Source organism: Paenibacillus rhizosphaerae (assembly GCF_014192015.1).
Taxonomy (GTDB): domain Bacteria; phylum Bacillota; class Bacilli; order Paenibacillales; family Paenibacillaceae; genus Paenibacillus_AQ; species Paenibacillus_AQ rhizosphaerae.
Genome location: NZ_JACHXJ010000003.1, coordinates 242,551 through 266,325 on the forward strand (window position 1 = coordinate 242,551; position 23,775 = coordinate 266,325).

Annotated in this window: 22 protein-coding genes, 2 tRNA genes and 1 pseudogene; 10 read left to right on the forward strand and 15 right to left on the reverse strand. The window is 53.7% G+C overall.

Going from position 1 to position 23,775, the window contains the following annotated elements:
• Nucleotides 1–99: 99 nt before the first annotated feature.
• Both FHS19_RS17725 and FHS19_RS17730 read left to right on the forward strand, forming a co-directional pair.
• Nucleotides 100–2,298: a sulfatase-like hydrolase/transferase gene (locus FHS19_RS17725; RefSeq protein ID WP_312887258.1), complete on the forward strand. Its 2,199-nt coding sequence runs from the start codon at nt 100–102 to the stop codon at nt 2,296–2,298.
• 180 nt (nt 2,299–2,478) lie between these two features.
• A tRNA-Pro gene (locus tag FHS19_RS17730) sits at nt 2,479–2,555 on the forward strand.
• Nucleotides 2,556–2,729: 174 nt separating this feature from the next.
• On the opposite strand, the gene FHS19_RS17735 is transcribed toward FHS19_RS17730, so the two are convergent.
• A complete protein-coding gene (locus tag FHS19_RS17735; RefSeq protein WP_183583201.1) occupies nt 2,730–4,082 on the reverse strand; it encodes an MATE family efflux transporter in 1,353 nt (450 codons plus the stop codon).
• A 156-nt stretch (nt 4,083–4,238) separates the two neighbouring features.
• Between FHS19_RS17735 and FHS19_RS17740 the strand changes: the two genes are divergently transcribed.
• Both FHS19_RS17740 and FHS19_RS17745 read left to right on the forward strand, forming a co-directional pair.
• Nucleotides 4,239–4,925, forward strand: a complete 687-nt coding sequence (locus FHS19_RS17740; protein WP_183583202.1) for a TetR/AcrR family transcriptional regulator — start codon at nt 4,239–4,241, stop codon at nt 4,923–4,925.
• Nucleotides 4,926–5,060: 135 nt separating this feature from the next.
• A pseudogene (locus FHS19_RS17745) lies at nt 5,061–5,588 on the forward strand (AraC family transcriptional regulator); the annotation flags it as partial.
• Between the two features lie 126 nt (nt 5,589–5,714).
• Here FHS19_RS17745 and FHS19_RS17750 read toward each other — a convergent pair.
• The 8 genes from FHS19_RS17750 to FHS19_RS17785 form a co-directional block, all read right to left on the reverse strand.
• A tRNA-Leu gene (locus FHS19_RS17750) sits at nt 5,715–5,799 on the reverse strand.
• A 201-nt stretch (nt 5,800–6,000) separates the two neighbouring features.
• Nucleotides 6,001–6,570, reverse strand: coding sequence for a spore coat protein (locus FHS19_RS17755; protein ID WP_183583203.1), 570 nt, complete (start codon nt 6,568–6,570; stop codon nt 6,001–6,003).
• Nucleotides 6,571–6,705: 135 nt separating this feature from the next.
• Nucleotides 6,706–7,392 (reverse strand): hypothetical protein, encoded by a 687-nt coding sequence (locus FHS19_RS17760; RefSeq protein ID WP_183583204.1) that lies wholly within the window; start codon nt 7,390–7,392, stop codon nt 6,706–6,708.
• Entirely contained in the window at nt 7,389–8,285 is an 897-nt protein-coding gene (locus FHS19_RS17765; protein ID WP_183583205.1) for an ABC transporter ATP-binding protein, read from the reverse strand. Before FHS19_RS17765 ends, FHS19_RS17760 begins: the two co-directional genes overlap by 4 nt.
• Complete coding sequence (locus FHS19_RS17770; RefSeq protein WP_183583206.1) at nt 8,282–8,653, reverse strand: GntR family transcriptional regulator; 372 nt, start codon at nt 8,651–8,653, stop codon at nt 8,282–8,284. The genes FHS19_RS17765 and FHS19_RS17770 overlap by 4 nt, the downstream gene beginning before the upstream one ends.
• Nucleotides 8,654–8,844: 191 nt before the next feature.
• On the reverse strand, nt 8,845–9,612 hold the full coding sequence (locus FHS19_RS17775; RefSeq protein ID WP_183583207.1) for a MerR family transcriptional regulator: 768 nt from the start codon (nt 9,610–9,612) through the stop codon (nt 8,845–8,847).
• 155 nt (nt 9,613–9,767) lie between these two features.
• Nucleotides 9,768–10,115 carry a winged helix-turn-helix transcriptional regulator gene (locus tag FHS19_RS17780; protein WP_246426679.1) on the reverse strand — a complete coding sequence of 116 codons (348 nt, stop codon included), beginning with the start codon at nt 10,113–10,115 and terminating at the stop codon, nt 9,768–9,770.
• A gap of 115 nt (nt 10,116–10,230) precedes the next feature.
• On the reverse strand, nt 10,231–11,310 hold the full coding sequence (locus tag FHS19_RS17785) for a glycoside hydrolase family 113 (protein ID WP_204797546.1): 1,080 nt from the start codon (nt 11,308–11,310) through the stop codon (nt 10,231–10,233).
• Nucleotides 11,311–11,445: 135 nt separating this feature from the next.
• On the opposite strand from FHS19_RS17785, the gene FHS19_RS17790 reads away from it, so the two are divergent.
• Nucleotides 11,446–11,910, forward strand: a complete 465-nt coding sequence (locus FHS19_RS17790; protein WP_183583208.1) for a MarR family winged helix-turn-helix transcriptional regulator — start codon at nt 11,446–11,448, stop codon at nt 11,908–11,910.
• Between the two features lie 28 nt (nt 11,911–11,938).
• Here FHS19_RS17790 and FHS19_RS17795 read toward each other — a convergent pair whose 3' ends face one another.
• Nucleotides 11,939–13,168 (reverse strand): MFS transporter, encoded by a 1,230-nt coding sequence (locus FHS19_RS17795; RefSeq protein ID WP_183583209.1) that lies wholly within the window; start codon nt 13,166–13,168, stop codon nt 11,939–11,941.
• Between the two features lie 166 nt (nt 13,169–13,334).
• Between FHS19_RS17795 and FHS19_RS17800 the strand changes: the two genes are divergently transcribed.
• Nucleotides 13,335–14,081, forward strand: a complete 747-nt coding sequence (locus FHS19_RS17800) for a MerR family transcriptional regulator (RefSeq protein ID WP_183583210.1) — start codon at nt 13,335–13,337, stop codon at nt 14,079–14,081.
• 330 nt (nt 14,082–14,411) lie between these two features.
• Here the strand turns inward: FHS19_RS17800 and FHS19_RS17805 are convergent, their stop codons facing one another.
• Nucleotides 14,412–16,145, reverse strand: coding sequence for an Ig-like domain-containing protein (locus tag FHS19_RS17805; RefSeq protein WP_183583211.1), 1,734 nt, complete (start codon nt 16,143–16,145; stop codon nt 14,412–14,414).
• A gap of 385 nt (nt 16,146–16,530) precedes the next feature.
• Here FHS19_RS17805 and FHS19_RS17810 point away from each other — a divergent pair, with 385 nt between their 5' ends.
• The gene (locus tag FHS19_RS17810; RefSeq protein WP_183583212.1) at nt 16,531–17,274 is read left to right on the forward strand and encodes an SDR family NAD(P)-dependent oxidoreductase; all 744 of its coding nucleotides are present in this window, start codon (nt 16,531–16,533) and stop codon (nt 17,272–17,274) included.
• Between the two features lie 232 nt (nt 17,275–17,506).
• Nucleotides 17,507–18,076 (forward strand): TetR/AcrR family transcriptional regulator, encoded by a 570-nt coding sequence (locus FHS19_RS17815; protein ID WP_183583213.1) that lies wholly within the window; start codon nt 17,507–17,509, stop codon nt 18,074–18,076.
• A gap of 3 nt (nt 18,077–18,079) precedes the next feature.
• On the opposite strand, the gene FHS19_RS17820 is transcribed toward FHS19_RS17815, so the two are convergent.
• On the reverse strand, nt 18,080–18,742 hold the full coding sequence (locus FHS19_RS17820; protein WP_183583214.1) for an O-methyltransferase: 663 nt from the start codon (nt 18,740–18,742) through the stop codon (nt 18,080–18,082).
• A 149-nt stretch (nt 18,743–18,891) separates the two neighbouring features.
• Here FHS19_RS17820 and FHS19_RS17825 point away from each other — a divergent pair, with 149 nt between their 5' ends.
• Nucleotides 18,892–19,782: a LysR family transcriptional regulator gene (locus tag FHS19_RS17825; RefSeq protein WP_183583215.1), complete on the forward strand. Its 891-nt coding sequence runs from the start codon at nt 18,892–18,894 to the stop codon at nt 19,780–19,782.
• A 77-nt stretch (nt 19,783–19,859) separates the two neighbouring features.
• Here the strand turns inward: FHS19_RS17825 and FHS19_RS17830 are convergent, their stop codons facing one another.
• On the reverse strand, nt 19,860–20,888 hold the full coding sequence (locus FHS19_RS17830) for a methyltransferase domain-containing protein (RefSeq protein WP_183583216.1): 1,029 nt from the start codon (nt 20,886–20,888) through the stop codon (nt 19,860–19,862).
• Between the two features lie 484 nt (nt 20,889–21,372).
• Nucleotides 21,373–21,840, reverse strand: coding sequence for a GNAT family N-acetyltransferase (locus tag FHS19_RS17835; protein ID WP_183583217.1), 468 nt, complete (start codon nt 21,838–21,840; stop codon nt 21,373–21,375).
• Between the two features lie 149 nt (nt 21,841–21,989).
• Between FHS19_RS17835 and FHS19_RS17840 the strand changes: the two genes are divergently transcribed.
• Nucleotides 21,990–22,328: a VOC family protein gene (locus FHS19_RS17840; RefSeq protein ID WP_183583912.1), complete on the forward strand. Its 339-nt coding sequence runs from the start codon at nt 21,990–21,992 to the stop codon at nt 22,326–22,328.
• A 62-nt stretch (nt 22,329–22,390) separates the two neighbouring features.
• On the opposite strand, the gene FHS19_RS17845 is transcribed toward FHS19_RS17840, so the two are convergent.
• A complete protein-coding gene (locus FHS19_RS17845) occupies nt 22,391–23,605 on the reverse strand; it encodes an MFS transporter (protein ID WP_183583218.1) in 1,215 nt (404 codons plus the stop codon).
• Nucleotides 23,606–23,775 lie beyond the last annotated feature (170 nt).

Sequence of the window (23,775 nt, forward strand, 5' to 3'; positions counted from 1 at the left end):
ACAACCTGCGGATAATAGACTGTGCGCTGATCATTCCTATGCGCCCTTGGATGGGCTTGGCGATCTGAGTGGAAATTACGAAAGGGGCGTCGATTGATTTTGCATAACCGTTTTTCATGGAGAGCGCTGATAGGTAAACCGTTTATCTTCTTCTCCATTGTCATGATTTTAAAAATGCTTTTGGTCTGGACGGTCGTGTTCAGGGAAAATGCCGGAAGCTTCGGCATGATGCTGCTGACGGGCATACCGCCCGTATGGCTGCTCTTCTGCCTGATCGAAACGCTGGCCTACCGCAAGAAGCTGGTCACCTACCTGATTGTGGACCTGGTTCTGACTATTATTTATTTTGCCGTCATTATGTACTATAAGTATTTCGGAGTTATTGTTACGTATCATGAGCTTCGCCAGGTGAACCAGGTATCGGAGGTCAACAGCAGCGTCTTTTCTCTCATGGATCCGTATTACCTGTTCATTTTCACCGACATTGTCGTGCTGTTCGTCCTTATCTGTTCCAACCGGCGGTTCCGCGCCTTTGGGCGCAGCTTGTCCGTCCGAACGGGCCGCCCGTGGTTTGCGGGGGGAGCCGTCCTGGCACTGATCGCCTGTGCCGCGTGCATTTTTCCGTTCCGGAGCGGGATGAACGAATTCCAGCAGGCCCGGGACATGGGGATTCTTAACTATGAAGCCTATGTCGGCTTTGCCCCTTCCAAGAACATCAAGGTTGACGCCAAGTCGGTCACGCCGGAGGCGGTTGCTCAGGTGAAGGGAACGACCGAGCCGGCGCAGCCGGCATACTGGGGTGCCGCCAAAGGTAAAAATGTCATCATCATTCAGCTCGAAGCGTTCCAGAATTTCCTCGTCAACCTGAAGATCGACGGCAAGGAAGTTACCCCGAACATGAACAAGCTGGTCAAGGATCATCTGTATTTCCCTCATTTCTTCCAGCAGGTCGGTCAGGGAAATACGGCGGATGCCGAATTCGTTGTGAACACTTCCCTCTACGTTCCGTCGAACGGGGCAGCGTCCGAGGTGTATGCGGACAAGGCACTGCCGAGCGCGCCTAAGACGTTTGCCGCAAGCGGCTATCAGACGGCGACATTCCATACGAACAGCGTCGTGTTCTGGAACCGGGATCAGCTGTATAAAGCGCTCGGTTGGGAAAAATATTACGACGACAAGTTTTTCGGCAAAAGCGACCTCGTATCCTTCGGCGCCTCGGACGAGCTGCTTTATGCCAAGACGGCCGAAGAGCTGGCACGGATGCAGGGAGCCGGCAAGCCGTTCTACGTGCAGGTCATTTCCATGTCGGGCCATCACCCGTTCCGCATCCCGGAAAGCAAATTCAAAATGCAGCTTCCCGACCGCTATAAGGGAACCCTTGTCGGGGATTACATTCAGTCCCAGAATTATGCGGACTACGCCCTCGGCCAGTTCGTGGACGAGCTGAAGAAGAACGGCGTATGGGACAACAGCGTTATCGTCCTGTACGGTGACCATCAGGGACTGCCGATTTACTCGCTGAACAACAAAGAGAAAAAGCTGATGAAGGAAATTTACGGACGGGAGTACACCCTCCCCGATATGATGAACATTCCGCTCGTCCTCTCCGTGCCGAACCAAAAAGCCCAGACGCTGGAGCAGGTCGGCGGGCAGTCGGATATTTTCCCGACGCTGGCCAATCTGGCCGGCATCTCGCTGAAGAACCAGGTGCACTTCGGCCAGGATCTGCTCAACCAGAACAGCCCCGTGCTGCCACAGCGGTATTACCTCCCTTCGGGCTCGTTCATTTCGGCTAAGGGAGCGTTCGTACCAGGCTCCGGATACGCGGACGGGATAACCTACCCGCTGAACGGAGGCAAGGTCACCAAGCCGCTGGATTCGAAGGAAACGTACGAGCGGGCGCACAAGCTGATCAGCATGTCGGATGCTTACGTGTCGTCGCTGCCGGAGTGGAAGGATCAGGAGAAGGAGCATGCGAATACGGATACGGCCACCCCTCCTGCTGGTTCATCCAAGACGAATGGCTCTCCGAAAGAGGGCACTTCAGGGAAGGCCAATTCCGACAGTACTCCGGCGGCTGGATCGGGATCGGCCGGAGCAGGCTCGGCGACAGGCGGAACTAAGCCCGTTGATGCCGATGCCAAGACGGATGGGACCAAGCCGGCGGATACCAAAGCCACCGGCACTCCGGCCGAAACGAAGGCCGGCAGTGCACCGGCGGGCAGCAAGCCAGACAGCACCGCCCCGGCGGATGCCACGGGAACGCCGTCCAAGCCGGATGACGCTGCAGGCAAATAAAACTTTCGCTTTAGAAACCAAACAAGACCGGAAGGAATCTTTGCGATTCCCCCGGTCTTTTCATTTGCTGGCAGCACAGGATCATTTTGCCCCATCGTTAAACGAATTGTGAATTTTTCTTTTACCCCCTTTACAAAATGTAAAATCGGAGTAAATTTTATAGTATAAGCTTTCTATTAACGAGACGTGGCTCAGCTTGGTAGAGCGCTTGCTTCGGGAGCAAGAGGTCGCAGGTTCAAATCCTGTCGTCTCGACCATTATACAATCAACGGTTGCGGGGTGTTTGACCGCAGCCTTTTTTATGTTCAACACCAACTGCTCTTATCAAAATCATAATAGTCCAAAAGAGCATCGGCCACTTTTTGTAGTAGGCCCCTCTCCTTTTTCCTTCGTCAATGTAATCTCCTTAACGAACGATAACCCTATGTTTTCTACTGTACTAAACTCTCCAAATCCGGCTGCAGTTTGTTCCGCAGCACATACATCATGATGGCCCCAACAAAGAACGCGACGGCATCCGCAATGACGAGCGACCAGACTACCCCGTGAAACCCGTTCATTCGATTGGCGATATAGAGCACAGGAATCAGAGTAATTCCTTGAATGACCGACATAATCAACGCGGCGGTTCCTTGCGCTGTCGCTTGAAAGATCCCGGTAAACAACGTGGTCATGCCCGTAATGAACAAGGATAGGAACGTTACATGCAAATTGTAGCTGCCCATTTCGATCAATTGCGGGTCATTCGTAAACAAACCAATTAAGTGGTCGGAAATCAGATAGACGATAATGCCGAACGCCACGGCAAACGCCACGATCGCTTTGATCGTAAATCCAATGGTGTGCTTCATACGTAATTTATTCGCTGTAAAAGAGAAGGCAATCAATGGCACGACTCCCTCGCATAAGCCCATCAGAATAAACTCAGGAAACTGCAATAGACGTGATGAAATTCCGTAAGCCGCTACGGCCTGATCTCCATATTCGACCAGAAAACGGTTAAAGATGAGCGACATGGCACCTAAAAAGATACTCATAATAAAAACGGGAACTCCGATTTTGAATACATTGCTGAGAATGTCCTTGTTAGCCTTGAACCACTTTATGGAGACCGTTAAGAACTGGCTCTTATATCCCATATGGAAGGCGTAGAATGCGCTCGCGACTAGGTTAGAAGCGACCGTAGCGGACGCAACGCCGATCACGCCCCAATGTAAAGCGAAGATGACTAACGCATCGAGAATCATATTCACGACAACACTCAGAATCATCCCCATCATCGACGTGATCGCCGCACCCTCCGAACGTACGATATTTTCCAGGGTGAAAAACAATATGACGAACGGTGATCCTATAAGCATCATCATGACGTAGTCCTTCGTGAAGCCGAAGGAGTCGGGCGTTGCCCCCAAGCCATGGACAATGGGATCAATCAGCGGAAGACCTGCGGCAATCACAATAAGACCAAGGGCTAGACTGGTGTAAAAAGCGAATGAAGACACATGCTTTACATCATCCAATTTTTTCTCTCCCAGCAAACGGGAGATGAAGGTACCGCTGCCCATGCCAATCAAGTTGCCCAGCGCCATAATAATCGCGAATAAAGGCAAGGTTAGCGCAAGCGCGGTTAACATGGCTGTATTGTGGAGCGTGCCAAGGAAATAGGCATTCAAGATGGAATAGATGACACTCATTGACGTGCCTAGCATCATCGGTACAGCGAAGTGAGCTACGGCTTTGGAGACCGGTGCTTTTTCAAAGTAATAGAGGTTTTCTGTATCCATGAAGGTCCCTGCTTTCTATTTTTTGTCTTGAATCTAACAGCCTTAGTTCGCGAACCTTACAGTGTTAGGTTGTGCCTTACAGTGTTAGATGATATCATGGACTTAGGAACATGTAAAGCATAAACTTACACTGTTAGGTAAAAGGATGGTTACCCGATGAAAAAACAGCAGCCTCCGATTTCGGAGGATCGGATTTTCGAAGCCTCGTGGGAACTTCTTGGAGAGGAAGGTATCGAGAAATTCAGCATGAGACGATTGGCCGACCGGCTGGGGATTCAGGCTCCCTCTCTATACTGGTACTTCAAGAGCAAACAGAATCTCTACCAGCGGCTGGCCAACCAGGTATCGAAAATCATTCTGGAGGAATATCACTCTCAGGGGGACTGGAAGGAGCAGCTGAAGGGGCTTGCGGTAACGGTGCGAAGCGTGCTCGGCCGGTATCCCTGCTCCACGCAGCTCATGATGTTGACGCTGCCCCACGAACCGGACATCATCCGGTTCAACAACCGGATGCTGCTCTGCGTGGAATCAACGCCGCTTGAGCAGGAACAGAAAATGCAAGTGGTTCTTACGCTTATGAATTATATCTTCAACTTCGTTCTGGACGATTATGAGCACCAGCGCAACGTCTCCGCGATTGTTAGGGAGCACGGAGAAGGAGGGCTTCCGGGTGAGGAAATGATTCGCCTTCTGGACTCCATGAGCGAGACGGATGCCGGACTGTTCCGGAGGATGTTCACCAACGGGCTGTTCGAGCTGATGGGGACAGACAGGGCGTTTGAGTTCGGACTGAAGCTGATTCTGCTCGGGATCGAACAGGTGATCAAGGAGCAGGAGCAATAGGATGCAAAAAAAACCGCTCCTCCGGTTATCGGATGGGCGGTTTCACTAGGGTTATCGTTTACATGGCAAAGACAGCTTTCTTAGGAGGGATTCTCCTGAAGGATGTTGTCTTTTTCACTATGAATTCCCCTACTGAAATTGGGGTTATTCGTGGAACAGACGAGTGCACCTCTGCTGGACGCGGCTGTCAGGCTTGTCCGCCTGCTCGATAATCCGGAGGATGTGCCGGTGCTGGCACCGCTCATCGAACGTGAGATCTTATATCGGGTTTTGCAGGGAGCGCAAGGAGATGTTTTAAGGCAAATGGCCTTGAGTGGAAGCAGTTCGAACCGGATTGCCGTGGTGGTAGAGCAGCTGAAGCGGGAGTACATGGAGCCGCTGCGGATCGATGAGCTGGCGGCCGCCGCCCATATGGCTCCCTCCTCCCTGCACCGTCACTTTAAGGAGGTCACGGCCATGAGCTCACTGCAGTACCAAAAGCAGCTTCGCCTGCAGGAAGCCCGACGCCTCTTGCTGTCCGAATCAGCCGATGCTGCGGATGTTGCTTTTCGAGTCGGGTACGAAAGTCCGTCCCAATTCAGCCGCGAATACGCCCGGCTTTTCGGCCTTCCGCCGATCAGCGACATCACGCGGCTTCGGGAGCAATTAGGCCGGGTGCTCTGATCCAAGAGCCCCGGCCCCGGTCTGTAATCACAATCCTGAAGACAACAAAAAAACGTCCCCGACGTAAGTAAACATAAAAATAGGATCATGCATTGCTTATCAGCAATCTCATGATCCTATCAATGATGCGGTCGAGAGGACTCGAACCTCCACGGGGGGTTAGCCCACACGGACCTGAACCGTGCGCGTCTGCCAATTCCGCCACGACCGCATATTCAGTTGGTCACGTTCGAAATGTTTTTTTCTTAGCGACAAGATAGATCTTACCACGGATCCATTATAATCGTCAAGCGTTTCGCAATTTTTTTTGAAAAGTTGAACAAACGGAGTTCCGGCACGAATCTGCCGGGTGATTCCCCGGTGTCCTTCGTTCCAAAACTCCGCCGCGTTCCGTTACGGTCCTCCGGCAAGGTCAGCTGTACATTTGTCCCGGCTGGTGCTCCGGTACGGATTTATAAATTTGCTGCATCGACGAAACCACTTCCTGTGGTGCCTGTGCGGTCGGGTAATAGCCTTTCGCCGCCATGTACTGCCATACTTCGTATGCCTGATGGGAGCACATTTGAAAGGCGCTTTCCAGGAAAGAGCGCAGCTGCGGCGTCGAGCATTCAAACGCGGACCAGGCATACTCGCGGCCGGCGCGCTTCAGTGTCAACAGGTAGGAAGTGGCGATCGCGCGGTCGTTCAGCTGCTGCAGCTGAACGCGGGGCTGAAGCGGCGGATACTGCTGCGTACCGAGCATCGGCATGGAGGAGCTCATCGGCATCGCCGGCACATTCAGCTGATCCTGGCTGTAAAACCGGTTTGCGTACTCTACCTTCATGTTGTAATCCTGAACATGGACGTCATAGTGACGGGTAATCATGCTTTTCAAAATGGGATCGGTGGCCTGATTAATAAATAACGCCATGCTTTGAATGGAATTGGTACAACTGAGCAGCAGCTCGTTCAGTTCGTGGGCTTCATGGGAGCCAAGCGGCATCGGACATATCTCCTTTTGGTCTTTTGAAATTTTGCATATCCGTCCCATAAATTGCTCTACATTTCCAGTCTTTATTCATGACCGGCCGGTTTTTCGCCCCAAATCCGGTATGCGAATCAAACCCGAACCTATACGTCAGGATACCGTCGCTCTGCGAAGCAGCACGTAAGATAGCAGCGCATAAATCAGAGTCAGCGGAATCGTCCACAGAAACAGGTCTATATAATGCACTCCGATCCAGCGGAAGGAGTCCAGCCAGAGGCCGTAATACGTCATCGCGAAACTGCCAATGCTGGAGACGAGGATCAAGGCGATGAAGAAGATGAACATGCCGTGGCGCCCAAACCGGCGATGAATGCTCGAGATGACAAAGCCCATAAAGAACATGTGGATCATCACGATAAAGTAAATACCGAGCCTGCCCAGCGGAGAAACTTCTTTCAGAAACGGCAGGTGAAAATAATGAAGCTGCACTCCCCAGGCATTCGTTAACTGTTCGATCATGCCCATTGCAAACAGAAGCACGGAAGAGACTGCACTGACAAGCAGCGCCATCGCGGAAGTCCCCACAAAGTAATCGGTCCTTCTTATATTAAGCCCCAGCATAAACGGGAACGTCTGCGCCTGTATCATCAGGATCGCGATAAACATATACACGTAAATGGTGATCAACCCGCCTGAATTGATCTGCTCTTCTCCTCCGGTCAGAATGCCGATGGCCAAATTCACAGCAAAGCTGAACAGCGTGACTACCCAAGGTACGTACATCCAAAACCACTTATCCCGCCAATGGATTTTCATGACGCTTACCGTTCGGTTCATTGGAATCCCGCCACCTTTCCGCTTGTTTTGCTTTGGGTTAAGTGCACGATCAGCTGCTGCATCGATATCGGAATCAACTCCAGGCCCTGCGCCTCCGCCCGGCGTTTTTCTGTGGGATCCTGCCGCTCAAACAGCGTCACCGACATCATGCCTCCGATCGATTCCTGATGAATCGTATTCTTACCGGACGCAAACGATTCGACTGCCGCCTTAGGGCCAAGAACCGTGTACGCTTTGCCGCGGAGATCATCCGCTTCCTCGTCAATCAGGAGCCGGCCTTGATCGATCACAAGCACATGCTCCAGCATATTGCTGACTTCGTCGATCAAGTGGGTGGACAGCATGATGGTTCGCGGATTCTCCGCATAGTCCTGCATCAATCGTTCGTAGAACAGGCTGCGCGCAACGGCATCCAGTCCCAGGTAGGGCTCGTCAAAGATCGTCAGCGGCGCCCGGCTCGCAAGTCCGATGATAATACCGACGGAGGACAGCATCCCTCTTGAGAGCTTCTTCATTCTCCGCTTCAGCGGCAGCCGGAAATCCTCGAGCAGTTGGGCGGCAAAATTCCGGTCCCAGTACGGATAAATGGAAGCCGCCACCTTGAGCACGTCGATCACGCGGTAGCTGTCCGGGTATCTCTGACTTTCCTTGATGAAGCAGAGCTGGCTCAGCACGCGGTTGTTCTCATACGGATTCTCCCCGAACACCTTCAGCTCGCCGCTTGACGGAAACAGCTGGGCGGTAAGCATATGCATAATCGTCGTTTTGCCGGCCCCGTTTCTGCCCAGCAGGCCGTAGATTTTCCCTTCCTCCACCGCAAAGGTGACATCCTTCACAACGGCGTCCCGACCATATTCCTTAGTAAGCCGGTTGACTTCAACAATCCGGTTCATGACCACTCATCCTCTCTCCGTACCATGTCGCTCAACTGTTCTATCGTAATGCCAAGCTTCTTGGCTTCATGGATCATCGTGATGACGTATTGCTCGTAAAACTGTTCCTTCCTCTTCTCGACGAGCTTCTCCTTCGCCCCTGCCGCTACGAACATGCCGATCCCCCTCTTCTTATACAAAATCCCCTGGTCCACCAGCAGATTGACTCCCTTTGCGGCTGTCGCCGGGTTGATGTGATAAAAGGATGCGAACTGGTTTGTGGAAGGGACCTGGGATTCTTCCGGCAGCCCGCCCCCAATGATGTCATCTTCGATCTTCTCTGCGATTTGCATAAAGATCGGACGGCCGTCATCGATTATCGGCCCCATATCTTCACCACCTAACTGGTTAATTACTCGAGTAACTAACCTTAATATATAAGACCACCCTGTGCCTTGTCAACGGGCGAATCCATATTTCACAAAAAAAAATAAGACCGCCTACCGTCTGGTCTCCCAGGCCGTTCGGCGATCCTATTCCTTACTTGATTCTCTTAACATCGTCAATTAGCAGTTCATGTTCAGGACTTCTTCATCCCTGTGTAGACCAGAATTGCATCCCGCAGAAACTCCGCCGCTCCCGGCTGCTTCGCATCATAGTAAGCCTTGAAGCGCTCGTCGTCTACATACATCTGGGCCAGACCGGCATGCGCCTCTTTGCTGTAATCGCTCCAGTAATACGTCAGCCACTGCTTGTGGAGGTCAGCCGCCTTCTGGGCGAGCTCACCGGCGGGATCTCCAGTTTGATATGCCTGCCCGAGGGTGGACAGCACCTCATCGGCCAGGCTCGACACCTCTTCGTACTGTTCCTTGGTCATGTTTTTCACCTTGGCGTTGGAACGCTCAATGGCTGCATCCCCGTACTTCTCACGGATTTCCTTCCCATACTTCTGCTCGTTATCGTCAATGAGTTGTTGTTTGAAGCCTTCGAATTTCTGCTGATCCGTCATGATCATTCTCCCTTCCTGATACTGGATCGTCCGTTCCACGTTGGCAATCAGCCGGTCCAGCTGCCTGCGTTTGTCAAGAAGCTTCTCACGATGTTCTTTCAGAGCGTCGCTGCTGTTAAAAGAAGGCGAGGACATCAGCTCTTTGATGCGTTCCAGGCTTACGTCCAGCTCCCTGAAAAATAAAATTTGCTGCAGCCTGTTCACTTCATCCTCCCCATAAATCCGGTACCCTGACGAATTGATCCTTGCCGGCTTAAGAAGACCAATTTCGTCATAGTACCGCAGAGTCCGGGTGCTGACGCCCGCGAGCCTTCCCAGCTTCTGTACGGTGTATTCCATGGGATCACCTCCTGACGGTTTCACTGTACACCTTTACGCAACGTCAATGTCAAACCCTTTTTTTGCGCACAACAAAAAGGGCTTACCAGGCGGACCTTCAAACGAAAGCCATGCCATAGAGCCCCAGAAGTAACATTGACTTATTCCATGTTCCTTTACTCAGCCGGGTTTCGTTCACCCCATTTATCCACCCACCGCTCCATTTCTTTTAAGGCAAGCTGAAAATCGGCTCCCTTCTCCGTAAGCGAATATTCGACGGTCACCGGGACCGTAGGGAACACCTCGCGGTTCACAAGTCCCATCCGTTCGAGATGCCGGAGCGTATCCGTCAGCGACTGGGTTTTGATCACGGACGCATTGCGCTGAAGCTGATTAAACCGCTGCGGGCCCTTCAGCAGCTCATCCAGAACGAGGAATGCCCATTTGGTCTTCAGGATCTGGAGAACCTCGCATATTTTCGAACCTGACTCTTCGGGATCATATTTCAAAGCATGTTCTTCCAAAACGCTTCACCTCCCTCATATTCGAGACAAAAAGTACCGCCGTTATCCCGCCTGGCCGGCAGGATGCTGCCCTGAATATATAGCTTCGAGGTGTCCGTGTCAATGAGCGGATGGACTACGGCCGATTATAAAGCTCGCCCAGTGCCACAAATGAAGCCTTCGTGTCCCATGGCATCCCGGGATAGACTGCCCCTGTCCGCCCGCCTTTGAACGAACGCACCACGCTGTAGCTCGCCGTATCCAAGTTAAAGGCAGGCTCTTCGTCATACGGATAGCTTGGCATGGCAAACGTAAACCAAAAGGCTCCATCCACCCCTTCTTCCTGAAAAATATCGAAAAGCTCTCTCATATACCGGACCTGCACCTGTTCGTCCCTCACGATGCCCTCCCCCAGCCGCTTCGGCGAATGTCCATGATCTACGACGTTCCAGCCGTAACCTCCCCGGTCCTGCGCCCCTTCGTAGGTGCAGCATCCGAATTCTGTGATGACTACCGGTTTCCCGTGCTTGAAATAGGCGCGCAGCTGCTCCCGGTAGCGCTGATGGTTATGCGTATCGCGGTAATGATCGGCCGAAACGATGTCAAAGAGATCCCAATTCACATTTTCCCACGTACCGGAAGCATAGGTGACCTGCCCATGGAAATGCTCCCGGATCACGTTCAGGGCTTTGCTGAGAAAAGCGTTCAGACGCCAATGAAAAGATCCCTTCCGGATTGTGTATTTAAGCAGCCGCCAGGGATTCATCAGCACCCCGATCCGGTCGAAGGACGTGGCTCCTTCCAATATCCCTTTCATGAACACGCTCAGCTCGCAGCCGGCCACAAACACGACGTCCGGCCCTTGTCTCCGCAGTGTCTCCGCCGCGATTGCACATTCCCTGTAGTACTCGAGCATCGCATGTTCATCTTCATCGATCAGAGCCGGGGAGAACCACACCTCGAGCCCTTGTTGAAGAGCGGATTCCGAGGCGGCCACCAGCCTGTCTACATCCCTGCCCGAAATACGGATGCTGGTGCAGTGCAGTTCGCTCTGGATGATCTCCATTTCCTTCCGGACGGTTTCCGGATCGAAAAGTTCTCTCGATGAGGGTTGATTCGTTCCCCGGGTGTACGTTCCGACATCATAGTTGATTCCCCTCCGGCGAGGAACGCGGCTGCTGCGCTTGATCGGATCATTGACCATGCCATGGGTCATGGGGGTTCCTCCTCTGTATCTCTATTTTGATACATATTTATTTACTATTATTGTTGATAATTTGCAATAATTCGTAAATAATATAAATAAATATTTACTATCTGTCAAATGGACAGGAATGAAGGAGAATACGCAATGTATCCAGACAACTCCAGGCTCGCCGCGACTTATATTCAGCTGATTCCGCTGCTTCACCGCGGCTTTGACATACCTTCAGCGCGGAAAATGATGCCTGAGCTGACGCATCTGCAGTACCACGTCTTGGAAGCTTTATATCATCAGCCGGATTGTTATTCGATGAGCCTTCTGGCCAAAAGTCTGCATATATCCAAACAGCAGCTTACGCCTCTGATCGCCAAACTTGAAGAAAAGGAGTGCCTCACCAAGCATCCGGACCCTCAGGATAAGCGTCAGATCGGATTGTCTCTGACCGGGAAAGGCCGGAGAATCGTCAGCAGCCGGTGGGAGTCCTTTCACCAGGAGCTGAGCCAACAGCTGGACCTTCTTACCGAGGAGGACCGAAGCGACCTCGGCTTCTGCCTCGAGAAGATGACCCGGATCCTGCGACGGTTGGAGCCCGATACGGCTAAGGCGGATTAGCCCGGCCTGTACGGCCAGGCACTATCCGTTACTCTGGGCGGCTGGCGGGGGCGGATTCCCGCTGCCGGTACAGCGGGAGCACGGTCAGCAGGCCGAGCAGCAGGCACAACCCGGCCAAGCCGTAGATGATTCCCAGCGGCAAGCGGCTGGCGAGCACGCCGGACAGGCTCATCATCGCGAGCATGGCACCCGTCATAAGTGGCGTGCGGATTCCGCTCACCCGTCCGATGTATTCGGGCTCCGTATGCTGCATGACGAGCGTTTGGTTCCCGATAAATATCGCGGGCTGCAGCAGGGCAATAACGAACTGGGCCAGCATCGTGAGCCATAGCATGCCGGACCATCCGGTGACCGCAATCCCGGCTGCATTGACGATCAGGCCGAGCATCAGCAGTGTCTGGGGAGCCATGCGGCCGGCCAGCGCAAACACGGCGATCCCGCCGACAATTTCACCGGCGCCATACGGAATGGACAGCCATTTCAGGTGATCGGCGGGAAGACCGAGCTTGTCGGTCAAGATGAAGACGCTTAGCGGCGAAATGAGGCCGATCCCGAGACCCACAGCCGCAAAACAGAGACTGAGCCGCCCCAGTACGCGGTTTGAAGCGACATAACGGATACCGTCCCTCATCTCCCGGAATACCGAGGTCCCTTTTCTTCCTCCTCCTGTTTCAGCCTTGGAATCCGCAGGAATCCGTCCCAGCACGGCGGCGGACAGCAGAAATACAGTCCCTGCCAGGCCCATGGAAACGCCGATGCCGAAGGTTTGGTACACCCATGTCCCCAGAACCGGACCGAGCACCATGAACACGGCAAACATCGTCTGCAGCACGGACATCGCCGGCTGGATCAAGTCCGCTGCGGCCCGTTCTTGAAACAGCCTCATCCCTGAAGGCTGCGACAATTGGGACAGCACGGCGGATATCAAGGTCGGGAACAATACGGCTTCCCAGGCACCCGATTTCATGGCCGCGAGGACGATCCAAATGGAGGCGGCGGCGAGCGCGTCGCACCAGATCAGCGTTCTGCGCGGCCGCCACCGGTCAGCGAACACGCCTCCGATCAAGGCAAACACCAACATCGGAGCATACTCGGCAACCGAGATCATGGAGACGGCGATGGCGTCGCCGCCCGTCTTGTCAACCACATAGAGCAGCACCGCGAAGTTCCGGACCCAAATACCGGTTTGCGTCAGCAGATTGGAAATGAGGACGATGCGAATCCATCGATGACGTAACGGTTTTAACGAAGCGAACATATCTTAGACTCCCTTCCTGGCTTGGATTTCATCATGTGCGTGTTATGGATTCCATGATGCAGCCTCCTCCAAGGGGAGAGTCAATGAGTCATTTTTTTCGGGTTCCCTGCTTGACTCTGACCTTAGGGGAGGCTATACACTAACCGCGAAAGGAGGAAATGACCAGGTGTACACCGTGAAAGAGGTATCGGAACTGTCGAATGTCACCATCAAGACGCTTCACCACTACCACAAGATCGGCCTCCTGATGCCGAGGGAGATGACCGAGGCGGGATATCGGTTATACGGCATGGAAGAACTGGAGCGTCTGCAGCACATTTTGTTTTATAAAGAGCTCGATTTTTCGCTGGAGCAAATCAAGCAGCTGCTGGAGGATCAGCCGGGCAGAGCCGAGATTTTATCCGGTCAAAGGGAACTGCTCCTTAGCCGGATGAGCCGGCTCGACCGGCTTGTGCATACGCTGGATGAGTCCATTCAACATACACGGGAGGGAAAAGCGATGGATACGAAGGATATGTTCCAAGGATTTCAAAGCGAGGAGGAATGGAAGGAAGCGCTGGCGGAGCAAAACCGCCATATTCAGGAGAATTACGGATACGACATGTTGGAAGAACACCGTGTGGATCCGGTCGAAATGAACGAGCAGGCCGCGGAGGCGGTGCGTTTTATGAGCGGAATGGCGCAGGCGCTGAAAGATGGCGTCAAGTACGATGACGATCCGATTCGGCAGCTGATCGCATCGCATCTGGAGGCTTTGAAGAAGCACGGACATGACGCGGAACCGGACACATTTGCCGTACAGGCGCGCTTTTTCCTGCAGGACGACTTTCACCGGAACATGCTGGAGTCCCAGCAAACCGGCCTGTCCTACTATTTGTGCACCGCAGCCGAGGCGTTTGCGCAGAACGCTTAACGGGTGTATAAGCCTGAATTTTGGTTACAACCCAATGGGTGCGTGGCTTCCATAAAGGTCGAGAGCCGTCAAGGCGCATAAAGACCCGAAAGAACCATATGAGTGTAAGGCTACAGGATCGTAAGGCACAGGATCGTAAAACGTCGAGTCCGATAGAAGTAGGATCGAGAGTCATCCAAGTTCCAGAGCCATCAAGTTCGATAGACGCAAAAAGACGGATCAGCTGCAGCTGATCCGTCTTTTTTGTCTCTCCAAGGGTGATGCGTGAGAGGGCGCGACTGGGCAATTCCCGCTCCCCCTTTGATGCGCTGACGTGGCCTATGGTTTTCCTTAACGCTCCGAGCCGGCCGAACGCATCACCTGCACGTCTGCCATGACGTGGCTGCCCTTATAAAAAGCATAAACCGTCGTATTCCCTGCCCGCTTCCCGACCAGATTTCCTTCGGCATCGATATCGGCGATATCCGGGTTTTCGCTGCGGAATGCAGCCTGCTTGGTTACGTCCTTTTCCTTGCCGGTCTTGTAGTCCAGAAGCGTCAGACGGATATCCATCTGCGTACCGGCAGTCAAAGAATACTCGTCCGAATCCAGCTGAAGCCGCCCTTTGACCTTATCGAATTCATCGCTGTCCTCCGGCAGCACCTGGACCTTGATCCTAGCGGTCAGGCCCTGGAATTCCGCAAGCAGATAGGTTTTTCCCTTCGAGACGCCGGTTACACGCCCGGAAGGGTCCGCCCCGGCAATGGACGCATCTTCCGTGCTGTACACCGCCGCCGTGGACAGATCGCTGCGCGATCCATCCTCATATACCGCCTCAAGCACGGAAGGAACACTTTCCCCTTCTTTCAGCTTCAGTTCCTTGCCGGTGAACACGATGCTAGTCGGTTTACGGTCATCGGCAGGTCCCTGCTCCTGAAAAGGGCTGAGCTTGATCAGCTGGAATTTCGTCGTTTCCTCCCGCAGGACCGTGCCGGGAACGATGATGCCTCCGTCCGGTCCGGCAGTCCCTGCGCCGTAGCGGGCTAAAGCAGCCTCCTTGAACAAGTGGCGGTTCAAAAGGTTGCCGTCCCTGTCCACAGTCAGCACATCGTACTGGATTTTCCGGTCCAAGGGGGTACCCGAATAGTGGCCCCCTAACAGGGCGTATCCGTCGCCTAAGGGAATCAGGTTGTTAAACACCTCATAGTCCGAGCCCTCCGTCTTGAACGTTTTCTCCCACTGCGGCTCCCCGTTCAGATCCGTCCTCGTCAGAATCGTGATGCGCTGCTGGTCCACCAGCCGCTGGCTGCCGATCAAATAACCATCGTCCCCTGCGGGAATTACTGCAAAAGCGCCCCGATCCGTGTGGGGATCGCTGATTTGCTTAGACCAGACCTCCTGCCCATCCTCATTCAATTTGACGATCAGCAGCGCGTCCTGATCCCCAGCTTCGTATTCCGGTGAATTCACCGCGCCTACCGCGATCAGTCCGCCGTCTACCGCTGGAATCATATCGTCAAAATACTGGCTCTCCGCGTAACGGTATTTGTTGTACCACAGCTCCTGTCCCTGCCCATCGACCTTAAGCGCGTAAGCGGACTCGTATCCCATCTTGGAGATGCCTTTGCCGCCGATGACGAAGCTTCCGTCCTCCAGCTCCACCGCTGCCTTCGGAGTGCTGTAAATATATGGATCATCTTGGGTCCGGTCCCACTGCAGCCCGCCTCCGGCATCCAGTTTGGCCAGGTACATCTCGCTGTACGGCTCACCGGCCTGATTGGTGGACGTTCCGTACACGAGATACCCGCCGTCCCGGGTTTCTATCGCGGACAGCGCTTCATTGGTACTCGAACCGCCGTAGGCCATTCTTTGCTCCCATTCCACCTCTCCCTCTTGGCTGAGCTTCATGATATAAACTTTTTGCTCATAATTGTCCCACTCTCCGGCAGGCACGACTTCCGTATAACTTCCCAAAGCCAGGTACCCGCCGTCCGACGTAGGAAGAACGCCTTCACCGGCGGACCAGCTCCCGTATTCCCGCGACCATTCAATATGCGTCTGGCTGTCGCTTTCAGCGCGGGCCACCCCCGCCTTTCCCCCTGGCATCACAATCAACAAAACCAACATCATGCTTGTAAATCGCAGCAAAAACCTGGACATATGCGCACCCCTCACGTCTTGTCTGATTAAATTCCATAATATTTCAATCTGCTCTAATTATGGGTTCAAATCATCCGGCTGGGTATCCCCCTAATCTCATAAATCCCTGTGTCGTATGGACGGTTTTCCGTTCACCGATCAAGGTCCTCTGCAACCCTCTGGACCTAGTTCGATGGAATGAGCCCCGCTAGTAGCGCCATTGCATTCGTCATGAAAGTGTGATATTAATTGTATGAACTATTTTACACGATGTAAACAAAATTTGATAAAAAGGATTCGTTTACACTTTATATGGGGGAGGCAATCAAATATGAGATTACAAGGCAAAGTGGCGATCATCACCGGAGCAGCCAACGGAATGGGGGCGGCGGAAGCGAAGTTATTTGCCAAAGAAGGCGCAAAGGTCGTTGCAACCGACTTAAACGGAGAGAAGCTGAATGAAATGGTTGCCGAAATCACAGCAAACGGCGGCGAAGCGGTGGCGCTGAGGCAGAACGTAACCTCGGAAGAGGAATGGAAGGCGATCGTGGCAAAAACGGTTGAGCTCTACGGCAAAGTGGACGTTTTGGTGAATAATGCCGGTGTCGCCAGCCCCAAAACGATGGCCGATATGGACATGGACGAATGGAACAAGGTTATGGATATCAATCTGAACGGCTGCGTGCTTGGCATGAAATACTGTATCCCTGAAATGAAAAAGGCCGGCGGCGGATCGGTTATTAATATTTCATCCATCGGCGGCATTGTGGGCATGGCGGGGTCAAGCCCTTATACCGCTGCCAAAGGGGCGCTGCGCGCGTTGTCGAAGTCCGCTGCCGTCGAGTACGGCAAGGATCGAATCCGCGTCAACTCCGTACATCCCGGCATCATCGTTACGCCGATGACCGCTCCTTCGATGGCATCCGCCATGCCTTACTATGAGGCGCACACCCAGCTTCCTTACATGGGCGAGCCGGAAGACGTCGCTTATGGCGTCGTATTCCTGGCCAGTGACGAGTCCAGATTTATGACGGGTGCGGAACTCGTCATTGATGGCGGCTGGACGGCGCTGTAAGCCGGGAGCGTTTTTCTATCCCATAAAAAAGGGACTGCTTCTCAAATGGTTCGAACCTTTGAGGCAGTCCCTTTTTGAAAACTCGGCATCCTTATATCGATAGATAGACCATCGGTACATGTAATCTGGCTGTCTTGAATTTATGTCGATGGATGTTTTTATGCTAGTATAGAGTTACCAAAAGATAGGTGTGATGTGCGTGGAAAGAAAAGATCCAAGGCAAGTGCATTCGATGAAAAAAATACAACGGGCTTACTTGTCGCTGATGCTGAAGGAAAACGAAAAAAGCATCAACATTCAGCGCATCTGCCAGGAAGCTCATGTGACGCGGCCTACGTTTTACAAATTGTATAAAGATATTCTGGAATTGCGCGTCGACCTGCACAATGCGATTTTAAACGATTTAAGGCAGTCCTTGACCATTACCCATCCCAAGAGGATTGACGAGCTGCGATCCGAGGACCTGCCGGAAAACATGGTCGCTCTGTTTGAGCATATCATTCAAAACCAGCTTGCCTATGAAGTCATGCTGGTGTATAAACCGGACGACTTATTCATTCAGGAAGTAAAAAACATGATCCGGCATTACGTAGAAGACGGCATTCGCGTATCCCAAACGTCCGAAGAAGGGCTCCGCATGGAGATGTCCTTCGTCATTTCCTATACAACCGGCGCTTATTTGGAAAGCATCGTTTGGTGGGTTCGCAGCAATTATAAATATTCCGCCGTCACCATGGCGTCCAAACTGCTCGAAATTTCCTTCCACGGACCATACAAAGACCCGATATCGTGGAATAAGTAAGACCTATTTCACAATGCCGATCATAAACCCGTCGTACCCCTTGCTCCCCACTGTCTGCAGGGCCGTGGCTGAAATGTTCGGATGCCCGCTGAGCATATCATAGAACGTTCGGACACCCTGCACCCGCGGGTCGGTGCTGTGCCGATCGACAATTTCCCCGTTGCGGATGACGTTGTCCCCGACAATGACCGTTCCCGGCCGGGAAAAATGCAGCGCCCAGCGGAGATAGTTCGGATTATTCGGCTTATCCGCATCGATAAAAATGAGGTCGAACGGCTCCACCGCCTCTTTCTCCATTTGGGCCAGCTGCTCAAGCGCATCCCCGGTGCGCACCTCGATCGTCTGCTCCAGCCCCGCCCGGGCAATGTTCGCCTTGGCGACTTCGGCATGATGCGGACTCAGCTCCAGTGTGATGATCCGCCCGCCTTCCGCCAAGCCTCTGGCCATCCATATCGTGCTGTAGGCCCCCAGCGTCCCGATTTCCAGGATCCGTTTCGCCCCTTTGATCTGCACGAGCAGCTGCAGAAACTTCCCCTGATTCGCCGTCACGTCGATTTCCGGGAGGTCCGCCTTCCGGTTGGCCACGATCACTTCGTCCAAAATGCGGTCATTCGGGCACAGCCGGTCGACAATATACTCATCTACTTGTTCCCATACCTGATTCATTCCCCATCACTCCTTAACATTTCGTACTATCTTCTTTAAGTTAGAAGCGCTTCTGGTTCTATTGTAGATCGACTATAATGATATGAATAATATATCTTTCGCCGATTTTCATATATTAAAGATATGAATAGATGAGGAGATGATACGCCTTGAACCTGCACGCCCTGCGCTTATTTCATGTGATTGCTTCCACCGGGAGCGTGACCCGGGCATCCGAGCTGCTGAAGATCAGCCAGCCTGCGATTACCGCCCAGATCAAGAAATTCGAGAAGGAGCTGTCCCTGATCCTGCTCGAACCGCAAGGAAGGGGCATCCGGCTGACCGATGCGGGGGAAAAAATAGCTGCGCTCGCCAAGAGGCTGTTCGCCGTCGAGCAGCAAATCGAGCAGCTGGCGCGGGATTACGAGCAGGGAACGGCCGGCCACATCCGTCTGGCGGCGACTTATCTGCCTGCGCACTTTCTCCTCCCGACCTGGCTGGCAAAGTTCAAGCAGCAGTACGAGCAGGTCGAGATGAGCATCACCACGACCAACTCCAGCGGGGCGCTCCGGCAGCTGCTGAGCGTCGAAGCCGACCTGGCCATTTATGGCGGGCTGCCGGAAGAATATCCGGACACGATTCAGACCGAGGAGCTGTTCCAGGACGAGCTGTGGTTCGTCGTCGCGCCGAATCATAAGTTTGCGAACCGCCACCTGTCGCTTGCCGAAATGATGAGCGAGCCGTTTGTCATGCGCGAGGAAGGCAGCTCCACGCGGGAGCGGCTGTTCGCGCTATGCCGCACCTACAATGCCCCGGCCCCCAAAGTATCGCTGCAGTTTAACGGTCTGCACGAGGCGATCACCGCCGTCATTGCCGGATATGGCGCGAACTTTGTCTCCTCGCTGGTCGTACGCGAATATGTGGCGCGGGGAGAGCTGTGCCGGGTCTATGTAGACGACGTCCGTTTGACGAACGTCATCGCCATCTGCACCCGCAAGGATGAGCCTCTGTCTCCGGCGGCCGCCAACCTGGTCGAGCTGATCCGCAGCAGCCCGGTGTAACGCGGCGTAAAATGCCGGTATGCTGCATTCCGCTGCATATTGCCCGAAACGCGTTTTAGCCGTGCGGCAGGGCCGGACTAATCTTTTTCCAGCAAATAAATGGACGGATGCAGTCCCTTCAACCGGAGGTCGGCTACATTGGTCAAACGGAGATGGGCTTTCTCGGCAGCTGCCTGAAGAGGAGCCTCCGCATCGGTTAAGCAGACCATACGCCCTCCCGGTTTCAGCACCCGCTTCATCTCACTAAGCACTCCCTCATACAATGCGGGAAGGCATGCTATGGACGAAATCTGCTTTCCAAAAGGAAGATTGGTCACCACTTTGCCGGCATATCCCGAATCCAGCGGCAGGCGCTGCGCATCCCATGGCTTAACGTGCACACTGGAAATGTGGCCCACGTTGGCACGGGCAGCTGCGACGGCCTCCGCGGAGAGGTCTCCGCCGTGAATAAGGGCATGCGGATACGCACAGCGCTCGGACAGCACGGTTCCTGATCCGCAGCAGGGGTCAACGAAGATGTCGTCAATCTCCGGACGGGCCACCCACACGAGCGCGTGCGCAACAGTCGGCCGCAGGGCGGCCGGCGTAAATTCCCGCGTCTTTCCCCTATACCTGAACGCCGCATCCGTCATCCTGACGGCAAAGACAGCCTCTTCCTGAACCAGATCGAGCCGAAACTCAAGCTGATGACCGCCGCTGTGATCTTGTCTAAAATGCCGGTTTCGCCGCATGATTCCCCATTCCGCAGCCTCTGCCGCTTCGAACCTGCTGTAGGTATGGTTCCCCGATCGGCTGGCATTGACCTTGAAGCTGAGCATTCCAGTTCCAGAAGAGGCTGGGAGGATCATGGATAAATCCAAACGGGAGATTTCTTTTTCGATATCGTGCAAATGCAATTTATGGGGACCCACCGGGAACCGGTGGATGAAACGATACAGATTGTCGGCGGTCCGCAGCGCCAGGAAGTGCTCTACTGGCAGGTCAGAGTCAAAATAAACCTTACCCCTGGCCTTGTCCCGGATACATACACCGGAAATTTTAACCCGCATCTCGTCGGCGAGAATTTCTTCCAGTCCTGGCAGTACGGTAACAAAGTAGTGTGGCATATATCGATCACCTCGTCATGGATGGTAAGCATAGAATGAAGCCCGCAAAGCGCGGCTTTGGCTCCCGTGCCGGTTCAGGTGCCTGGCATTTGAGCCCTGGAAACAAAAAAAACGCGAATGAACAAAAAGTCCATTCGCGTCTTCTATGCAAAAAGGCACAGACTGCACTAGGCTGCCTGCATAAGAACGTGATTAAGGAATTCCGTTTCATGGCCATTCACTGCATCCCCGGAAGCTGCATATCAAATATACCCAGCCCCTATCGGGCTTGGATACCTTATGCTTCCGGCATGCTATTCAGTTTAGTTCACTGAATGAATGGTCAAGAAAACGGTCATCATCATCATCGTTCCAACCTCCATCAATTACGAAATTTCCCCCATTATATTACAGACTTCAGGCCACCGCAAGAGATCTGAGCGCCAACAGGCCCGTCAATCCCCTTGCAGCTCTTTGCAGTCCTTAAGAAATTCAGACAGGAGAATCAACCCTTAGCGACCGGCAGCCTCCAGACCTCCTCTTCCCCGTATACCGCCCCGGTTGGCGTGAAGCCTGCCGACTCATACAGACGCTTGGCAATTCTGTTGTCCCCATGGACAGTCAGGCGGATTTCCCGGCAGCGATCCCACCGGCTTACGATCCACCGGATCATCTCCGTCAAAGCGGCCCGGCCATACCCTCGTCCTTGGTAGCGCTCATCAATCAAAAAGCCGTTGATCCAGTACATATCCGCCGTGTTTTCTTCACATGCGTGCATCATAAACCCAACCATTTGGGGCCCATCATATATGGCGAAGGGGATATAATCGACGCTGTCCCCATCGGGTTTTACGTATATTTTTGCCAGCGAAACGGCGACCGGCGGAGTAAATCCGGCCTGTTCCTCCGCAACTCGAAGGGAAATGGCTTCCTCCCAATTTCCCCTTGTCACTTTTTGAAGCTGAATATCCATACCGAAGCCTCCTGCCAGGTGACGGGTCTACATCGTGAACGCCACCTCTTTTGACCCCCATTATACCGGAACCTTATCACTTGCATAAAGGTCATATAATAATGGGGTAAGCCAAAAAGTCATCTCATTTTGAAAGGACGGCGGTAATGATGAAAATCAATCATTTGAATTTAACGGTGACCGATGTGGCGGCATCCCGGGCCTTTTTGGAAACTTATTTCGGCCTGGACTGCCGGGCGGCCCGCGGCGACAACTTCGCGGTGCTTTTCGATGATGACGGGTTTGTGCTAACGCTGATGAAGGGCCGTGAGGTGCAGTATCCCAAAACGTTCCACGTCGGTTTTCCCCAGCCAACCGAGGAGCAGGTCGACCGCATCAACCAAAGACTGCTGGAGGATGGCTACGACGTCAAGCCTCCGCAGCATGCGCACGGGTATACATTCTACGTCGAAGCGCCCGGCGGGTTTACGGTCGAGGTTCTCTGCTAAACCGCGTCCGATCTTGACTGCCAACCGTCAGACTGATGCTCGCGTCATCGACGGCCCTTTCCTTACTCTGCCAAGGGAAGGGCCTTTTCCTTTTCCCGCGGCTTGTTCAGCACCTTCGCCGCTTTAGGCTTCGCGGCCAGCTGCTGAACCCCGGCCATGGCCACCGTGACGGCAAGCAGCACCGGGATGAGCAGCGTATAGCTGCCGGCAGCGTCGTGGATTACGCCCAGAAGCATCGGTCCCATCGCGCCGATCACGTATCCGACCGATTGGGTCATGGCCGACCAGGACGTCGCCTGCTGTGCATCGCTTACCGCTTCGATCGGCATCATCAGATTGACCGGGAACAGCACACCCGGGCCGATGCCGATCAAAATCGCCGCCAGCCAAGGCGCCACGGACATCCAGAGCATCAGGAAGCCGGCGGCCATCGACAGCGCGCCCAGCGCCAGCCAGAAGCGGCGGGAAGGCAGACGCCGGAGCAGGTGCGGAAACAGGAGACCGACGGGGATCTGCGTCAAGGAAAACAGGACGAGCATGTTCGCCGCATAAGCTTTCCCGTATCCCATATGTTCCACGACCGGCGGCAGCCAAGCTGTGACGGAAAAGAACAGAACGGCCAGCAGGCCGAAGGACAACGTGAGAATCCATGCTTTGGCGCTGTTCCAGGGAAGTCCGGCCGGCCGGTTCGAGCGCGCTTCTCCAGCGGGCCGCCGGGTATGGCGGACAACCGACCACCACCATACCGGCAGGGCGACGGCAGCCAGGATAGCCCATAGCGCCAGCGATTCCTGCCACGAATGGGCCCGGACCGACAAAGGCAGGGACAATCCCGATGCGAGCGCGGCTCCGACCGCCATGGATACGGTATAGAGTGAAATCATGACGGGTACCTTGGCGGGAAAATGCTGCTTAATGAACCCGGACAGCAGCGGTCCTGCCGCAGCAATCCCGAGCCCGGCCAGCACGGTAGTCAGAAGCAGATACACTGACGACCCGGTGAACCATCTCAGCACCGTTCCGGCACCGATGACCGCAATCGACCAGCCGATGACGCGCTCCAGCCCGGCACGCTGGCCCAGCTTGACCGCAAAAGCCGGAAATATTCCCATGCACAGCACCGGAATGGACGTAAGCAGACTTGCCGACAGTGCGCTCATACCCAAATCCCGCTGGATGGCTTGCAGCATGGGCGAGATGGAATTCATCGCGGGCCGCAAATTTAAAGACGCCAAAATGAAGGCGACAGCCATCATGAACAGTGAAGGTTTTCTCATGAATCTCTCTCCCTCAAATCGATTTGATCACATCTTAATGGGAGAGGGATCATTTATCAATTATATTGAAATTATAATAATAATTTGTTATACAAATGATAAATCCATGTTTTCACGCAATCTCAGGTATGCTGCCACTTCGTCGCCCGCCGATCTACCGTTCAAGAACA

Excerpts from the sequence above, each read along its gene's own strand:
- FHS19_RS17735 (WP_183583201.1), bottom strand. The coding sequence starts at position 4,082 with ATGGATACAGAAAACCTCTATTACTTTGAAAAAGCACCGGTCTCCAAA.
- FHS19_RS17740 (WP_183583202.1), top strand. The coding sequence starts at position 4,239 with ATGAAAAAACAGCAGCCTCCGATTTCGGAGGATCGGATTTTCGAAGCC.
- FHS19_RS17755 (WP_183583203.1), bottom strand. The coding sequence starts at position 6,570 with ATGCCGCTTGGCTCCCATGAAGCCCACGAACTGAACGAGCTGCTGCTC.
- FHS19_RS17760 (WP_183583204.1), bottom strand. The coding sequence starts at position 7,392 with ATGAACCGAACGGTAAGCGTCATGAAAATCCATTGGCGGGATAAGTGG.
- FHS19_RS17765 (WP_183583205.1), bottom strand. The coding sequence starts at position 8,285 with ATGAACCGGATTGTTGAAGTCAACCGGCTTACTAAGGAATATGGTCGG.
- FHS19_RS17770 (WP_183583206.1), bottom strand. The coding sequence starts at position 8,653 with ATGGGGCCGATAATCGATGACGGCCGTCCGATCTTTATGCAAATCGCA.
- FHS19_RS17775 (WP_183583207.1), bottom strand. The coding sequence starts at position 9,612 with ATGGAATACACCGTACAGAAGCTGGGAAGGCTCGCGGGCGTCAGCACC.
- FHS19_RS17785 (WP_204797546.1), bottom strand. The coding sequence starts at position 11,310 with ATGACCCATGGCATGGTCAATGATCCGATCAAGCGCAGCAGCCGCGTT.
- FHS19_RS17790 (WP_183583208.1), top strand. The coding sequence starts at position 11,446 with ATGTATCCAGACAACTCCAGGCTCGCCGCGACTTATATTCAGCTGATT.
- FHS19_RS17795 (WP_183583209.1), bottom strand. The coding sequence starts at position 13,168 with ATGTTCGCTTCGTTAAAACCGTTACGTCATCGATGGATTCGCATCGTC.
- FHS19_RS17810 (WP_183583212.1), top strand. The coding sequence starts at position 16,531 with ATGAGATTACAAGGCAAAGTGGCGATCATCACCGGAGCAGCCAACGGA.
- FHS19_RS17815 (WP_183583213.1), top strand. The coding sequence starts at position 17,507 with ATGAAAAAAATACAACGGGCTTACTTGTCGCTGATGCTGAAGGAAAAC.
- FHS19_RS17820 (WP_183583214.1), bottom strand. The coding sequence starts at position 18,742 with ATGAATCAGGTATGGGAACAAGTAGATGAGTATATTGTCGACCGGCTG.
- FHS19_RS17830 (WP_183583216.1), bottom strand. The coding sequence starts at position 20,888 with ATGCCACACTACTTTGTTACCGTACTGCCAGGACTGGAAGAAATTCTC.
- FHS19_RS17835 (WP_183583217.1), bottom strand. The coding sequence starts at position 21,840 with ATGGATATTCAGCTTCAAAAAGTGACAAGGGGAAATTGGGAGGAAGCC.
- FHS19_RS17840 (WP_183583912.1), top strand. The coding sequence starts at position 21,990 with ATGAAAATCAATCATTTGAATTTAACGGTGACCGATGTGGCGGCATCC.
- FHS19_RS17845 (WP_183583218.1), bottom strand. The coding sequence starts at position 23,605 with ATGAGAAAACCTTCACTGTTCATGATGGCTGTCGCCTTCATTTTGGCG.